Origin of the sequence: Streptomyces cyaneofuscatus, from assembly GCF_000718135.1 — a bacterium.
Classification (GTDB): Bacteria; Actinomycetota; Actinomycetes; order Streptomycetales; family Streptomycetaceae; genus Streptomyces; species Streptomyces cyaneofuscatus.
Genome location: NZ_JOEM01000001.1, coordinates 746,546 through 761,563, shown reverse-complemented (window position 1 = coordinate 761,563; position 15,018 = coordinate 746,546). Strand labels below are relative to the sequence as shown.

Below are 15,018 nucleotides of genomic sequence, written 5' to 3'. Positions count from 1 at the left end.
AGCCGCCTATCGTGGTCGGGGACGGAGAGCAGACGGACAAGGTCCGGACGGCGCGGACGGCAGGGTTGCGGACCGGACGGCCGCGGACCCCGGGGGACAGAGCATTGGAAAGCGTGACCATGGATGTGACCGGGACGGTGACCGGCAACGGGACCGACACCGCTGACCCCTCCGAGACCGAGGCGCAGCGGACGCTGCACCGGGTCTTCGGATACGACGCGTTCCGCGGCGAGCAGGGCGCGGTCATCGAGCATGTGGTGTCCGGCGGGGACGCCGTCGTGCTCATGCCGACCGGTGGCGGAAAGTCCCTCTGCTACCAGATCCCGTCCTTGGTCAGGCGCGGTACCGGGGTCGTGGTCTCCCCGCTGATCGCCCTCATGCAGGACCAGGTCGACGCCCTGCGCGCGCTCGGTGTGCGGGCCGGCTTCATGAACTCCACGCAGGACTTCGACGAGCGCCGCTCGATGGAGGCGCAGTTCCTCGCGGGCGAGCTGGACCTGCTCTATCTGGCGCCGGAGCGGCTGCGGCTGGACTCCACGCTCTCGCTTCTGGCCCGGGGCGAGATCTCTGTCTTCGCGATCGACGAGGCGCACTGCGTCGCCCAGTGGGGCCACGACTTCCGCCCGGACTATCTGGCGCTATCCGTGCTCGGTGAGCGCTGGCCCGACGTCCCGCGCATCGCCCTGACGGCGACCGCCACGGACGCCACGCACCAGGAGATCACCCGCCGCCTCGGCATGCCGGACGCGAAGCACTTCGTCGCCAGCTTCGACCGGCCCAACATCCAGTACCGGATCGTCCCGAAGTCCGACCCGAAGAAGCAGCTCCTCACCTTCCTCAAGGAGGAGCACGAGGGGGACGCGGGCATCGTCTACTGCCTCTCGCGCGCCTCCACGGAGAAGATCGCGGAGTATCTGACCCGCAACGGCATCAACGCCGTCCCGTACCACGCGGGCCTGGACGCCTCGACCCGCGCCACCCACCAGGCGCGCTTCCTCCGCGAGGAGGGCCTCGTCGTCGTCGCGACCATCGCCTTCGGCATGGGCATCGACAAGCCGGACGTCCGCTTCGTCGCCCACCTGGACCTCCCGAAGTCCGTCGAGGGCTACTACCAGGAGACGGGCCGAGCGGGCCGGGACGGGGAGCCGTCGACGGCCTGGATGGCGTACGGACTCCAGGACGTCGTCCAGCAGCGCAAGCTCATCCAGGGCGGCGAGGGCGACGAGGCCCACCGCCGCCGGGCCGCCGCCCACCTGGACTCGATGCTGGCGCTCTGCGAGACGGTCCAGTGCCGCCGGTCCCAGCTGCTGACCTACTTCGGCCAGGAGCCCACGGCCGCGAACTGCGGCAACTGCGACACCTGCCTGGCCCCGCCGGAGACCTGGGACGGCACGGTCGTCTCGCAGAAGCTGCTCTCCACGGTGGTCCGCCTCAAGCGCGAGCGGAACCAGAAGTTCGGCGCGGGCCAGATCATCGACATCCTGCTCGGCCGCAAAACCGCCAAGGTCATCCAGTTCGACCACGACCAGCTCTCCGTCTTCGGCATCGGCGAGGAGCTGGCCGAGGCGGAGTGGCGCGGCGTGGTCCGCCAGCTGCTGGCGCAGGGCCTGCTGGCGGTGGAGGGGGAGTACGGCACGCTGGTCCTCACCGACGACAGCGCCACGGTCCTCGGCCGCGAGCGCGAGGTGCTGCTCCGCAAGGAGCCGAAGAAGCCCACGACCCGCTCGTCGTCCTCGGCGGGTGGCAAGGGCGCCAAGGGCAAGGCGGCCGTCGCCGACCTCCCCGCCTCCGCCGTCCCGGTCTTCGAGGCGCTGCGCGCCTGGCGCGGCGCGACGGCCAAGGAGCAGGGCGTCCCGGCGTACGTGATCTTCCACGATGCGACGCTGCGGGAGATCGCGACCCTGCACCCGTCCTCGCTCGCGGAGCTGGGCGGTATCAGCGGCCTGGGCGAGAAGAAGCTCGCGACGTACGGGGAGGGTGTGCTGGAGGTCCTGGCGGAGACGTCCTCCGGGGCGGCGGCCGCTCCGGAGGCTCCCGCCCCGACGGCCCCCGCGCCCCGCGCGGCGGCCCCGGCCCCGGCCCGCACGAAGGCCCCCGCCGCCCCGGCGGCCCAGCCGGTCGGCGACCCCGAGTTCGCCTGGGACGAGGAACCGCCTGAGTACGAGTGAGGCGGGGGCAGGGCGGCGGGACCTACTCCGGGTCCGCCGCCCGCGAGGTGGTCGGGTTGATCGCCGTGAGGTCCAGGTCCATGGGGAATGGAACGGCGACCTTCATTCGGTCGTGGAAGATGCCGGTGGAGGTGTACGTGCCCGTGGCGGGTTCCAGCTCGAAGACGTAGACCACGGCCCGGCCGTCGTGGTTCTCAACCCTCCAGTAGTGGGGGATCTTGACCCGGGCGTACTTGACCGGCTTGGTCTCACGGTCGCGCGAGCGGGACTCCGGTGAGACGACCTCGATAGCCAGCTGTACTGAATCGGCTGGGTAGCGGGTCTGGCCCGGCTTCGGGGCTACCAGGCTGTCGAAGACTGCCACGTCGGGTTCAGGTCGGTTGTAGCGGTCGATGTCGATGGTGCACTCACGCACGACTTGCAGCTCCGGGGGCGCGAGTGACCGCAGGTGCCAGGTGAAGAAGTCAACCGCCCACGAGTGGAAGAAGCTCTGCGGACTCACGAAGATCAGGCTCCCGTCGATCAGCTCCGTGTGGGGAGGCAGATTCGGGAGTGTGTCCAGGTCATCGGCGGTCCAGCCGCCCTCGGGCGGGACCGCCCACCGCGGCTCGGAGGCCTCGGGTTCGATGCTCATCATTGCTCCCATGGGGAGGAGTCTCGCGGGCCCGACCAGCGTATCCGCCGGAAACCGGATAAGGCTCCCCCGAACGTGTGAACGCCAAGCGCACCGCTGACCGGAACACTCCACGGCGGCCCCTCAGTCCCCGCCTCCGCAGCCGCCCCCGCAACTGCTGCCCCCGCTGTCGCCGATCCAGCCGTCGTTCTCGCCGCCGCCCCCGCCGGATTCGTTCTGCTTGACGTTGTAGTTGACGGCCACCGCCGTCCACTCGGAGCGGCGCAGGACCTTCATCGCCGTGCGGCCGGGGCGGCCGTTGCGGGTCAGTTCGCCGGCCAGGCCGATCGCGGAGACCAGGGCGGCCAGGAGGCGGTCGCGGTGGTCCGGGTAGCCCGCCGTCTCGGCCAGGGTGAACCGCCTGCGGACGCCCGGTACGAGGTCCGGGTGGACCGGGAAGTGCCGGTGGGACGGGAACAGGCCGAGGAAGCGGCGGGTCTCCCGGGAGAGCACGGAGCGTTCGACCAGGGAGTCCAGGCAGGTGTCCCGTACGTGCTTGTCGAAGTTGTCCACCCAGTGCCGGGCGCGCATGCCTGAGCGGCGGCCCTTGGCCTGGGGCAGGGTCCGCAGCAGGGCGGCGAGGAGCGGGTCGGCCGGGTCCAGCGGGTTCACCACCTGGACCCGGCCGCGCTCCTCCCGTATGCGCCCCTGGAGCTCCAGCTCCGCGAGGGCGGCGCCGGCCGTTCCGTACGCCAGGGAGGCGGCCGCGCACAACGGCTTGCCGCTCCCCGGGTTCAGGGTGAGCAGGATCAGCTCCTCGGGGAGCGTCAGTGCGGGGGCGGAAGCGTTCATGGTGCCGTGACGATCCTGCCGGTCACGTCGCCGAGGCCCACGCGGGTGCCGTGCGGGCCGGGAGCCCAGGCGGTCAGCGTGACCGTGTCGCCGTCCTCCAGGAACGTCCGCTTGCCCTCGGGGAGTTCCAGCGCGTCGCGGCCGTTCCAGGTGAGCTCCAGGAGCGAGCCGCGCTGGGTGGTCTCGGGGCCGCTGACCGTGCCGGAGCCGTACAGGTCCCCGGTCCGCAGCGACGCGCCGTTGACCGTCATGTGGGCGAGCTGCTGGGCGGCCGTCCAGTACATCGAGGCGAACGGCGGCTCGGCGACGACCTGGCCGTTGATCTCGACGGTGATCCGGATGTCGAAGCCGCCGTGCTCCTCCTCGTTCGCGTCGTCGAGGTAGGGGAGGAGCGGAACGTCCCGGGTGGGCGGGGCGGTGCGGGCCGCGTCCAGGGCCTCCAGCGGGGTGACCCACGCCGATACGGAGGTGGCGAAGGACTTGCCGAGGAACGGGCCCAGCGGCACGTACTCCCAGGCCTGGAGGTCGCGCGCCGACCAGTCGTTGAGCAGCGAGAGCCCGAAGACGTGCTCTCGGAAGTCGGCGAGCGGGACCGGGGTGCCGTGGGCGGAGGGGACGCCGACGACGAAGCCGACCTCGGCTTCGATGTCCAGCTTCACCGAGGGCCCCAAGACCGGCGCCGGGTCGGTGGGGGCCTTGCGCTGGCCGCTGGGGCGCACCACGTCCGTGCCGGAGACCACGACGGTGCCGGAGCGGCCGTGGTAACCGATCGGCAGGTGCTTCCAGTTGGGGGTGAGCGCGTCGCCGTCCGGCCGGAAGATCTTCCCGACGTTGGTGGCGTGGTGCTCGCTGGCGTAGAAGTCGACGTAGTCCGCGACCTCGTACGGCAGGTGCAGGGTGACCGCGTCGACCGGGTGCAGCAGCGGCTCGATGTCCGCGCGGTGGCCCGGGACGGTGAGCCAGGCGGTGAGCGCGCGGCGCACGTCCCGCCAGGCGGTGCGGCCCGCCGCGAGCAGCGGCGTCAGGCTCGGCTGGGCCAGCAGCCCGGCGTACGGGGAGCCGAGCGCGTGGGCGGCGGCGCCGGCGTCCAGCACGTGGTTGCCGATGCGGACGCCGACCCGGCGGTCCTCGGGGTGGTCGGGGGTGGAGAACACACCGTAGGGGAGGTTGTGCGGGCCGAAGGGGTCGCCCTCGGGCAGGTCGAGCGGGCTGCTCTGCTCGGGCATGTGTTGCTGCCTCGCTTTCCAGGTCGTGTGGAGGACACGTTACGTCGGAGGTCCTACCCCACGGCAGTGCCCCGAGTATCCCCGACTATCACCAACTGTGCCTATTGCCCGGAAAGTTCGAAGGGCCCCCCGGAAATCCGGGGGACCCGATGACGAAACACAGCCCTGACTCAGCCCGCCGTGCGCGGGATGCGCTTCTCCCAGGTGCGGTGGAAGACGACCTCGCCGCCGTCCTTGCAGATCACCTCGTTCGAGGTGATGAAGTCGTTGTCGTCGGCGGCGATCTCCGAGCGCGTCTCGACCTCCACGTCCCAGGACATCTCCGGCCGGTGCAGCCGGATCCGCCAGTCGGAGCGGGTGCGCGCGGAGAGCGGGTCGTCCTGCTGGATCGTGTACGTCTCCAGGGCGTCCTCGGTGAATTCCAGGCCGTCGGGGTAGACCCGCGTACCGCCGTAGCGCGGGTCGACCTCCAGCCGCCACTCGCCCTTGGCGACGTCACGGACGACGAGCCGTTCCGGGCGCGGCTCCTCCAGGGTGACCGGGTGGACGACGCCGAGCGGTTCGGCCTGTTCCGGTTCGCCGAATGTGATCGCCGGGTCCTCGGTGTGGCGGCGCACCGGCAGTTCGACGAAGCTGCCGTCCGCGTCGAGCGTGAACCCGGCCGAGCCTGCCTGCGGCCAGATCCAGGGCCAGTACGAGGAGGAGACCGCGAGCCGGATGCGGTGGCCGGGCGGGAAGGTGTGGCCGATGCCGTTCAGGTCGAAGACCACGTCCTCGGTGTCGCCGGGCGTCCAGTCGTCGGTGCGGTCGCGGCCGTGCCGGGCGGCGAGGTTGAGGACGCCCCGGGTGACCAGGGCGGAGGAGCCGTCGGGCGCCACGTCGCAGAGCCGGGCGATGGCCTGGCCGCGCGGTACGTCCATCCGGATGCGGAGCTTCACCCGGGGGCGGCCGAGGATCTCGATCGGCGCCTCCTCCACCGGGAACTCGAACGACACCGACTTCGCGTCCTCGTCGCGCTGGTCCGGCGGCAGGTCCGCCTCGTTGCCGAACGGGAAGAAGCGTCCCGCGTCCAGGCCGGTCTGCTGCGGCGAGGCGACGATCCGCTCACCGCCCTGGAGCGCGTACGCCACCGGGGAGATGTTCTCCGAGGGCCAGGAGGCGTCCCCGACCCAGCGCCCGGGCAGCGTCTCGTACACCGTGGCGGGCGGGTGCGAGCCGCTGATCCAGGACCGCAGCAGCGGCTCCCGCATCACGCCCGTCTCCTTGCCCTTCAGGTGCTGGTCCCACCAGCGCAGCGTCTCCTGGAGGAAGCCGATCGCGGGCCCCGGCGGCAGCCCCCGGTCCGGGTACTGGTGCGACCACGGACCGATGATCCCGCGCACCTGCCCGGGGTCGAGGTGCTCGACCAGGCGCAGGACGGTGTCGCGGTACGGGTCGTGCCAGCCGCCGACCGCGAGGACGTTCGCCTTGATCGCCCCGTAGTCCTCGCAGACGCTTCCGTGCTTCCAGTAGTCGTCGCGGCTCTGGTGGGCCAGCCAGGTGTGGATGGGCGGCTCGACGGCCTCCAGCCGCTTCAGCCACATCTCCTTCCAGTCGTCGCCGATCTGCGCCGGGTCGGGCGGGCGGGAGACGAAGGCGAGCATGGTGGCGGCCCAGGCGTGCATGTCGACGGCGAGGACGGAGCCGCCCATGTAGTGGACGTCGTTGTCGTAGCGGTCGTCGGCCGAGCAGACGGTGACGATCGCCTTCAGCGGCTCGGGGGCGAGCGCGGCGATCTGGAGCGAGTTGAAGCCGCCCCAGGAGATGCCGAACATCCCGACCCGGCCCGAGCACCACTCCTGCTGGGCCAGCCAGTGGATGACGGCGACCCCGTCGGTGAGCTCCTGCGCGTCGTACTCGTCGCCCGGCAGCCCCTCGCTGTTGCCGTGTCCCCGGACGTCGACCCGTACGGAGGCGTAGCCGTGGCCCGCGTACCAGGGGTGGCGCTGCCAGTCGCGCGGGGCGGTCCAGTCGCCGAGCCGGTAGGGCAGGTACTCCAGCAGCGCGGGGACCGGTTCGTCGGTCAGGGGGCGCCAGATCCGGGCGTAGAGCCGGGTCCCGCCGGGCAGCGGGATGTACACGTCCTCGCGGGTCGTCTCGTACGGGAACTCGGTCGTGATGTTCATGGGTCACCTCGGTGGGGGACGGGGGACGCCTCTGCGGGGCTGCTGGGGACTAGTGGACGGGGTGCATCGTGCGCTTCAGCCAGGGCGCGGCGGCGATCATCGCGACGCCCGCCGCCACGGCGATCGCGCCGTTGACGCCGAAGTAGGCGGGGGTGGAGACCTCGCCGTACAACTTCACGACCTGCGCCTGGATGCCGTTGGCGACGGCCAGGGACAGGAACCACAGGGCCATCGTCTGGCTGGCGAACGCCTTCGGTGCGAGCTTGCTGCTGGCGGAGAGGCCGGAGGTCTCCAGGAGTACGTCACCGAGCCCGAGCAGCAGATAGGAGCCGACGATCCACCAGGCGGCCATCCGGTACGTGTCGTCGGCGTGCCCGGAGGTGGGCAGGACCATCAGCAGGAACGACAGCCCGCCCAGGATCACGCCGAAGGCGATCTTGTTGGAGGCGTGCGGCTGGCGGCGGCCCATCCGGACCCAGGTGGCGGCCACCACGGGCGCGAGCGCGACCTCGAAGGCGCCGAGCGCGGAGGCGTACCAGCTGGCCGGGAAGGTGAAGCCGAGGATCTCCGTGCGGGCGTTGGTCGACGCCAGCAGGATCATCGTGGAGTACGCCTGGAAGAGGATGAAGTTGAAGACGACGGACCCCAGGAAGAGCACGACGTACGGCCGCAGCCTGCCGCGCTCCTCGGCGGTGACCCGCGGGCTCCGGAACATCACCACGAAGTACGTGATCGGGGCGATGACCGAGATGACCGTGAGCACGTCCACGAACCGGTCGATGGTCAGCCAGCCCGCCAGCGCCAGGGCGGTCGCGAGGACGGCGACCACGACGGCCCCGCCGATGATCAGCCGCACCGCGCGGCGCATGGCCGCGGGGGCGAGGGCGAATTCGGCGCCCTCCTTGCGTCCGACCAGGTGACGGCGGCCCGCCACGTACTGGATCAGGCCGAGGGTCATACCGATCGCGGCGGCCGAGAAGCCCCAGTGCCAGCTCGCGTGGTCGCCGAGCCAGCCGGTGATCAGCGGTCCGGCGAACGCGCCGATGTTGATGCCCATGTAGTAGAGCGCGAAGCCGGCGTCGCGCCGCTCGTCGTCGGTGCGGTAGAGCTTGCCGACCATCGAGGCCACATTGGGCTTGAGGAGCCCCGTCCCGGCGCTGATCAGCCCGAGCCCGACCCAGGTCATCGCGTCGGTGGGCACGGCCATGGCGTAGTGGCCGCAGGCGATGAGGATGCCGCCGTACAGCACGGCCCGGTACGAGCCGAGGATCCGGTCGGCCAGCCAGCCGCCGGCCACGGAGACCAGGTAGACGAGGGTCCCGTACGCGGCGGATACGGAAGCGGCGGTGCCGGGGTCCATCCCCATGCCGCCGTTGGCCACCTTGTCGGCGAAGAACAGCACCAGGATCGCCTGCATGCCGAGGAACGAGAACCGCTCCCAGACCTCCAGGCCGGACAGGGTCATCAGACCCCGTGGCTGGCCGAAGAAGGCGTGGTCGTCCTCGGGCGGGGGCCGGTCCGGCTCGGTGTCGGCAGCGGTGTGGGACAAAGCGGAGACTCCTGATCGTATGAGCTGATCCCGAACATACCGGCGGTGGTGGGAAGCCGCCCACGGTGATCCACAGGAGACCGGATACGCTGAAGTCGATTTGGGATCCAGCGACACATCGACAATGAGTGTGATCGTCAGCAGACAGGAGATGCCCTCGTGACCGTCGTCGGGCCGTTCGGACTGCACGTGCGGGACCAGGCTCTTGAGGCCGACGTCCAGACGGGCCTGGCCGCTGTCGAAGCGGGGCTGCTCGAAGCCACCAAGAGTGATGTGCCCTTCATCACGGAGGCCGCCCAGCACCTGGTGCGGGCCGGGGGCAAGCGGTTCCGCCCCTTGCTGGTCATGCTCGCGTCACAGTTCGGTGACCCCGACGCGCCGGGTGTCGTTCCCGCCGCCGTCGTCGTCGAGCTGACCCACCTGGCCACGCTGTACCACGACGACGTGATGGACGAGGCCGACGTACGCCGCGGGGTGGAGAGCGCCAACACCCGCTGGGGCAACTCGGTGGCCGTCCTCACCGGCGACTTCCTGTTCGCCCGCGCCTCCCACATCCTGGCCGACCTCGGCCCCGAGGCCGTTCGCATCCAGGCCGAGGCGTTCGAGCGGCTGGTCACCGGCCAGATCCTGGAGACCGCGGGCCCGCGCGACGGCCGCGACCCGGTCGACCACTACCTGGACGTGCTCAGCGGCAAGACCGGCTCGCTGGTCGCCGTCTCCGGCCGGTTCGGCGCGCTGATGGCCGGCGCCGACGAGCGGACCGTGGACATCCTCACGCAGTACGGGGAGCGGCTCGGCATCGCCTTCCAGCTCGCCGACGACGTCCTGGACATCGCCTCGGACTCCCACGAGTCCGGCAAGACCCCCGGCACCGACCTGCGCGAAGGCATCCCCACCCTCCCGGTGCTGCGGCTGCGCGCCCAGGCCGCGGAGGACGGCAAGCCCGACGACCTGGAGCTCGTCGAGCTGATCGACGGCGACCTCGGCGACGACGACACCCTCGCCGAGGCGCTGCGCCGGCTGCGCGCCCACCCGGCGCTGGAGCAGGCCCGCCAGGACACCGTCCGGTACGCCCAGGAGGCGCGCGCCACGCTGGCGCCGCTGCCCGAGGGGTACGCGAAGTCCGCGCTGGAGGAGCTGTGCGACGCCGTGGTGCACCGCGCGGGCTGAGAGCACGCACGCGGTGCCTTCCCCTGGTTCACGCACGGTGCCCTCCCTTGGTTCACGCGCGGCGCGTCCCCTGGTTCACGCGCGGCGCGTTCCCCTGGTTGACGACGCGTCACCCAGTAGGCCACCCGGGGCCCTACCCTACGGGATGGCTGATGCGCCCCGTCCGGTTGTCATACCGGAGCAGTAGTCAGGTTGATCCCGGGGGCTGACGCTTCAGACCGCCCGATTTGGTCAGATGGATACCAACCACTCCTGACCACATCGGGTGAGAATGGCGGCAGGGAGTGGACGAGCAACCGGACGGAAGCCGCCGACCACGGAGGTAGGGCACACATGGCACCGAACGACAGCGCGGAAACCATCGGCGAGGCCACGGGCACTGTCGTGGGCCGCCGGAAGGCGGCGCGCTACATCGTCCCCGTCGCGGTCGCGGGGGTGGCGGCCGCGACCATCGGGCTCGTCCCGGCACTGGCGAACGCCGGCGACCCGGACCTGCCGAAGATCAGCGCACAGGAACTCATCGAGAAGATCGCCGCTTCCGACGAGGAGCAGCTCTCCGGCACGTTCAAGATCAGCACGGACCTCGGTCTGCCCCTCGACGGCCTCGCCGGATCGTTCCTGCCGGGCGCGGACGGCGAGGGCAAGGACGGCGGCGCCGCCGCACCGCAGGACAAGCTCATGGAGCTGACGTCCGGCACGCACACGCTCCGGGTGGCCGTCGACGGCCCGGAGAAGCAGCGGCTCTCCATCCTCGGCAAGGCCTCCGAGTACAGCGTCGTCCACAACAAGGGCGAGGTCTGGGCGTACGACTCGACGTCCGACGAGGTCTACCACGCCGAGGCGCCCGAGGGCGCGGGCGCCGAGAAGGAGGCTCCGAGGGCGCCCAAGGGCGTCCCCGCCACCCCGAAGGACTTCGCCGAGCAGGCGCTCGCGGCGGTCGGCGACACCACGTCGGTCACCGTGGACGGCACCGCGCAGGTGGCGGGCCGAGACGCGTACCAGCTGGTCATCAAGCCGAAGCAGGAGGGCTCGACGGTCGGCTCGATCCGGATCGCGGTGGATGCGGAGAACGGCGTACCGCTGAAGTTCACGCTGGCGGCGGCGGCCGGTGGCAAGGCCGTGGTCGACGCGGGCTTCACCAAGGTGGACTTCGCGAAGCCCGCCGCCTCGTCGTTCGACTTCACCCCGCCCAAGGGCGCCAAGGTGACGGAGGCCGACGAGCTGGAGACCGGCAAGGACGAGCACGGCAAGGCGCAGAAGGCGCTCCCCGAGCAGTTCTCCGGCCAGATCCCGGGCCTGGAGGGGCTGGAGAGCTCCGAGGGCGTCAACGTCATCGGCGAGGGCTGGACGTCGATCGCCGCCATCGAGATCCCCGGCGGCAAGGGCCTGCCCACGGCGGGCTCGGGCGACGTCCCGGCCGAGGCCCAGGGCTTCCTGGACGCGCTCGGCGACAAGGTCACCGGGAAGTTCGGCTCGGGCACGGTCTTCAAGACCCGCCTCGTCAACGCGCTGCTGACGGACGACGGCAAGGTATATGTCGGAGCGGTGACGAAGGACGCGCTGGTACGGGCGGCCGACGGCGCCAAGTAGGGCTTACGGACTCACCCGGTCGTCCCGCCCCGTCGCGCACCCGCGCGGCGGGGCGGTCCGGCCCCCGCATGTGCTGAGAGGTGCGACCGGCATGACGGAGACAGCGACGGCCCCGACGGACGCGGCCCGGTCCACCACCGCCCCCGTCATCGAGACCCGCGGCCTCACCAAGCGCTTCCGGGGCGGCCGGCTCGCCGTCGACGGCCTCGACCTCACCGTCCCCGGCGGCAGCGTCTTCGGCTTCCTCGGCCCCAACGGCTCCGGCAAGACCACCACCATCCGGATGCTCATGGGCCTCATCGACCCCACCTCCGGCACGGCCACGGTCCTCGGCCGCCCCATGCCCCGGGCCGCCCGTACGGTCCTCCCGGAGGTCGGCGCGCTGATCGAGGGGCCCGCGCTGTACGGCTACCTGAGCGGCCGCGACAACCTTCTCCGGTACGACCGGGCCGACCCCACCGCCGACCCGCGCACCCGCCGGGCCCGTATCGACCACGCCCTGGACCGGGTCGGCCTCGCCGCCGCCTCGGCCAAGAAGGCGAAGGTGTACTCCCTCGGCATGAAACAGCGCCTGGGGCTCGCCGCCGCCCTGCTCCGGCCCCGCCGCCTGCTCGTCCTGGACGAGCCGACCAACGGCCTCGACCCGCAGGGCATGCGCGAGATCCGCTCCCTGGTCCGGCAGCTGGCGGCCGAGGGGACCACGGTGTTCCTCTCCTCGCACCTGCTGGACGAGATCGAACAGGTCTGCACGCACGCGGCGGTGATGGCCCGCGGCCGGCTGCTGGCCCAGGGCCCGGTCGCCGAACTCGCCGCGAGCGCCCGCGGCCGGCTCGCCGTCACGACCCCCGATCCCGCCGACGCCGCCCGCATCCTCAAGGAGCACGGCCTCGGAGGCGTGAGCGTGGACGGCGACCGGCTGACCGCCGACCCCCCGCCCGCCACGGTGGACCTCGCGGATCTCAACGCGGCGCTGGTGGGCGGCGGGGTGCGGGTGCGGTCGTTCGGGATCGAGGGCGGGTCGCTGGAGGACGCGTTCGTGGCACTCACGGGAGAGGGATTCGATGTCGCAGGCTGAGGCAGCACTCACGGCCACCACGGCTCCGGAAGACAACGGGCCCCGCCCCCGTAAACCTGGCAACCCCCGTAACCCTCTATGGACCCTCGGAATCCTCCGCTCCGAGATCACCACCACCCTCCGCCGCCACCGCACCTACGCGCTCCTCGCGGTGCTCGCCGCCGTCCCCGTACTCATCGGGATCGCGGTCCGCATCGAGACGGGCGGGGGCGGATCGGGGTCCGGGGGCGGGCCGGACGGAGGGGGAGGCCCGGCGTTCCTGACGCAGGTCACCAACAACGGGCTCTTCCTGGTCTTCGCCGCCCTCGCGGCCACGCTCCCGGTCTTCCTCCCGATGGCCGTCGGCGTGGTCGCGGGCGACGCGATCGCGGGCGAGGCGAGCGGGGGGACGCTGCGCTATCTGTTGGTCGCCCCGGCCGGCCGGACCCGGCTACTTCTGGCCAAATACGCCTCGGTCCTTACCTTCTGCCTGGTCGCGACCTTCGTGGTGGCGGCCTCGGCCCTGGCGGTCGGGGCGCTGCTCTTTCCCGTGGGGGAGGTCACGACGATCTCCGGCACCCGGATCAGCTTCGGCGAGGGCCTGGTGCGGGCCGCGCTGACGGCGGCGGTCGTCGCGGCCTCCCTGGTCGGGTTCGCCGCGCTCGGCCTGTTCGTCTCGACGCTGACCGACAGCGGGATCGGGGCGATGGCGGCGACGGTCGGGCTGCTGATCACGGTGCAGATCCTGGACAGCATCCCGCAGCTGAGCGGCATCCACCCCTACCTGTTCCCGCACTACTGGATGTCGTTCGCGGACGTCCTGCGCGAGCCGGTCCACTGGGAGGAGCTCAGCAAGAACTTCCAACTCCAAGGCCTGTACGCGGCGGTGTTCGGCTCGGCGGCCTGGGCCCGTTTCACCTCGAAGGACATCACGGCCTGAGCCGGGCAGCGCGGTCGTCCCGTGGTGGGACCGTGGCCGGATCGGATCGGTGAGCGGTCGTCCATGCCGTCGGCCGGGCGAGCCGTCCCCCGATCGGCTCGTCGCGGCACGAACGGCACGAACGGTGCGGAGGGTGGGAACGACACGACACGGTACGTTCCGTTTCCGCTTGGGTATTGTTCGGCCTATGACGACTACCTGTCAATAAGGAATGGCTGAAACACCCCTATGCTCACCGAATGATCACACCGCCCAGTAGCCTGCGCCGCAGCGAGAGATCACGCCGCGCGACGCTGCAGGCCGCGCTCGACCTCTGCACGGAGAAGGGGTACGGGCACGTCACGGTGGAGGCCATCGCGGCCCGTGCCGGTGTCAGCAAGAAGACGATCTACCGCTGGTGGCCGTCAAAAGGGGCGGTGCTGCTGGAGGCGTTCACGGACGCGCTGGTGGACGCCACGCCGTTCGTGGACACCGGTGACATCGGCGCGGACCTGCGCACCCACCTGGCGGGCGCGGTGAAGCTGCTCACCGTGCCGCCCTTCGGCCCGGCCTACGCGGGCATCCTCTCCGAGCTCCACCGCGACGACGTCCTCGCGCAGGCGTTGAAGGACCAGCTGGTCGATCCGCGCGTGGAGCAGGCGGTGGCCCGGCTGCGCAGCGCCCAGGACCAGGGCCAGATCCCGCCCGGCGCGAACCTCCCGCTGGCCGTGGAGATGCTGTACGGCCCCCTCTACTACCGCCACCTCCTGCGCAAACCGGTCCACGACGAGGAGACGATCGCCGCACTCGTGGCCCATGTGCTGCGCGCGCTGGGGGCACCGGGGTACTAGGAGCTGTCCTGGCCACCCCCTGGGAACGGGCGGGAAATCGTGGCGTCGGAGGCCCCCTGTATCTTGGGCTGGTGGTCGGCGCAGAGGTGAACGGCAAGGGCCCGGGAGGCCGGCGGATCCGAGGTCTGGACGCCGAGGAGCGGCGCGAGAGGCGCCGCGAGGACCTGATGGACGCGGCGCTGGAGTTGTTCTCCGCGCAGGGGTACCAGGACACCTCGATCGAGCAGATCTGTAAGCAGGCATACGTCGGGACGAAGAGCTTCTACGAAGTGTTCACCGGCAAGGAGAACCTGTACCTGGCGCTGCTGGACCGGATCGTCGTGGACGTGACGGGCCGGCTGACCGCCGCGCTGGACGCGCTGGGCGACGACGAGGGCGCGACCGAGGCGGCGCGGCGGCTGATCCGGCACTTCGCGGACGCCTTCGTGGACGACGTACGTGTGGCGCGGGTGACGTTCGGCGAGGGCCGTGCCGTCACCCCGCTGGCAGAGGTGCACCGCCGGACCAACCGCCGGTGGGCGGCGTCCTTCGTCGAGACCGTCTGGCAGCGCCTCGGCCTCCCGGTCTCCCCGCACGCGCATGTGGTGGCCATGGGACTGATCGGCGGTCTCTTCGACATCATCGCCGACTGGCTCCTGGACGGCGACACCGCGCGGCCCGACGACCGCGCGGCCCTGCAGGCCGGACTCGACCGCTTCTACACCGTCATCAGCGCGGGGCTCGCCGCTTCCTGACGGCCCGTCACAAGCGTTCCCAGGCCCCGGCATCCCCTCCCCGCACAAGGTTCGGAACCGTGCATCTTTTTTGGAAACGATGCCTTGTTCCCAACAATGCCCCGTGCTCTACTTCCGGGTAACCCCA

Annotated in this window: 12 protein-coding genes; 7 read left to right on the top strand and 5 right to left on the bottom strand. The window is 71.3% G+C overall.

Annotation, left to right across the window (positions count from 1 at the left end; genetic code table 11):
• Positions 1–119 precede the first annotated feature (119 nt).
• Positions 120–2,168 (top strand): DNA helicase RecQ, encoded by a 2,049-nt coding sequence (gene recQ, locus IF17_RS0103705; protein ID WP_030562059.1) that lies wholly within the window; start codon positions 120–122, stop codon positions 2,166–2,168.
• 22 nt (positions 2,169–2,190) lie between these two features.
• Here the strand turns inward: recQ and IF17_RS0103700 are convergent, their stop codons facing one another.
• From IF17_RS0103700 to IF17_RS0103680, 5 genes are all read right to left on the bottom strand, one after another.
• Positions 2,191–2,802, bottom strand: a complete 612-nt coding sequence (locus tag IF17_RS0103700; protein ID WP_030562057.1) for a Uma2 family endonuclease — start codon at positions 2,800–2,802, stop codon at positions 2,191–2,193.
• Between the two features lie 123 nt (positions 2,803–2,925).
• Positions 2,926–3,633, bottom strand: coding sequence for a GOLPH3/VPS74 family protein (locus tag IF17_RS0103695; RefSeq protein ID WP_030562055.1), 708 nt, complete (start codon positions 3,631–3,633; stop codon positions 2,926–2,928).
• Positions 3,630–4,859, bottom strand: coding sequence for a fumarylacetoacetase (gene fahA / locus IF17_RS0103690; protein WP_030562053.1), 1,230 nt, complete (start codon positions 4,857–4,859; stop codon positions 3,630–3,632). Before fahA ends, IF17_RS0103695 begins: the two co-directional genes overlap by 4 nt.
• A 170-nt stretch (positions 4,860–5,029) precedes the next feature.
• Entirely contained in the window at positions 5,030–7,024 is a 1,995-nt protein-coding gene (locus tag IF17_RS0103685) for a CocE/NonD family hydrolase (protein ID WP_030562051.1), read from the bottom strand.
• A gap of 49 nt (positions 7,025–7,073) precedes the next feature.
• On the bottom strand, positions 7,074–8,573 hold the full coding sequence (locus IF17_RS0103680) for a peptide MFS transporter (RefSeq protein WP_030562049.1): 1,500 nt from the start codon (positions 8,571–8,573) through the stop codon (positions 7,074–7,076).
• A gap of 159 nt (positions 8,574–8,732) precedes the next feature.
• On the opposite strand from IF17_RS0103680, the gene IF17_RS0103675 reads away from it, so the two are divergent.
• The 6 genes from IF17_RS0103675 to IF17_RS0103650 all read left to right on the top strand — a co-directional run bounded on the left by IF17_RS0103675 (position 8,733) and on the right by IF17_RS0103650 (position 14,891).
• Complete coding sequence (locus tag IF17_RS0103675) at positions 8,733–9,743, top strand: polyprenyl synthetase family protein (protein WP_030562047.1); 1,011 nt, start codon at positions 8,733–8,735, stop codon at positions 9,741–9,743.
• A 333-nt stretch (positions 9,744–10,076) separates the two neighbouring features.
• The gene (locus tag IF17_RS0103670) at positions 10,077–11,333 is read left to right on the top strand and encodes a LolA family protein (RefSeq protein WP_030562045.1); all 1,257 of its coding nucleotides are present in this window, start codon (positions 10,077–10,079) and stop codon (positions 11,331–11,333) included.
• 91 nt (positions 11,334–11,424) lie between these two features.
• The gene (locus IF17_RS0103665) at positions 11,425–12,408 is read left to right on the top strand and encodes an ABC transporter ATP-binding protein (RefSeq protein ID WP_030562043.1); all 984 of its coding nucleotides are present in this window, start codon (positions 11,425–11,427) and stop codon (positions 12,406–12,408) included.
• Entirely contained in the window at positions 12,395–13,327 is a 933-nt protein-coding gene (locus IF17_RS0103660; protein WP_030562041.1) for an ABC transporter permease, read from the top strand. Before IF17_RS0103665 ends, IF17_RS0103660 begins: the two co-directional genes overlap by 14 nt.
• 239 nt (positions 13,328–13,566) lie before the next feature.
• A complete protein-coding gene (locus tag IF17_RS0103655) occupies positions 13,567–14,157 on the top strand; it encodes a TetR/AcrR family transcriptional regulator (protein ID WP_030562039.1) in 591 nt (196 codons plus the stop codon).
• Positions 14,158–14,228: 71 nt separating this feature from the next.
• Positions 14,229–14,891 (top strand): TetR/AcrR family transcriptional regulator, encoded by a 663-nt coding sequence (locus tag IF17_RS0103650; protein ID WP_030562037.1) that lies wholly within the window; start codon positions 14,229–14,231, stop codon positions 14,889–14,891.
• Positions 14,892–15,018 lie beyond the last annotated feature (127 nt).

Bases quoted from the DNA above. Each gene is read 5' to 3' on its own strand.
- recQ (WP_030562059.1), top strand. From the start codon at position 120: ATGGATGTGACCGGGACGGTGACCGGCAACGGGACCGACACCGCTGAC.
- IF17_RS0103700 (WP_030562057.1), bottom strand. From the start codon at position 2,802: ATGAGCATCGAACCCGAGGCCTCCGAGCCGCGGTGGGCGGTCCCGCCC.
- IF17_RS0103695 (WP_030562055.1), bottom strand. From the start codon at position 3,633: ATGAACGCTTCCGCCCCCGCACTGACGCTCCCCGAGGAGCTGATCCTG.
- fahA (WP_030562053.1), bottom strand. From the start codon at position 4,859: ATGCCCGAGCAGAGCAGCCCGCTCGACCTGCCCGAGGGCGACCCCTTC.
- IF17_RS0103685 (WP_030562051.1), bottom strand. From the start codon at position 7,024: ATGAACATCACGACCGAGTTCCCGTACGAGACGACCCGCGAGGACGTG.
- IF17_RS0103670 (WP_030562045.1), top strand. From the start codon at position 10,077: ATGGCACCGAACGACAGCGCGGAAACCATCGGCGAGGCCACGGGCACT.
- IF17_RS0103665 (WP_030562043.1), top strand. From the start codon at position 11,425: ATGACGGAGACAGCGACGGCCCCGACGGACGCGGCCCGGTCCACCACC.
- IF17_RS0103660 (WP_030562041.1), top strand. From the start codon at position 12,395: ATGTCGCAGGCTGAGGCAGCACTCACGGCCACCACGGCTCCGGAAGAC.
- IF17_RS0103655 (WP_030562039.1), top strand. From the start codon at position 13,567: ATGATCACACCGCCCAGTAGCCTGCGCCGCAGCGAGAGATCACGCCGC.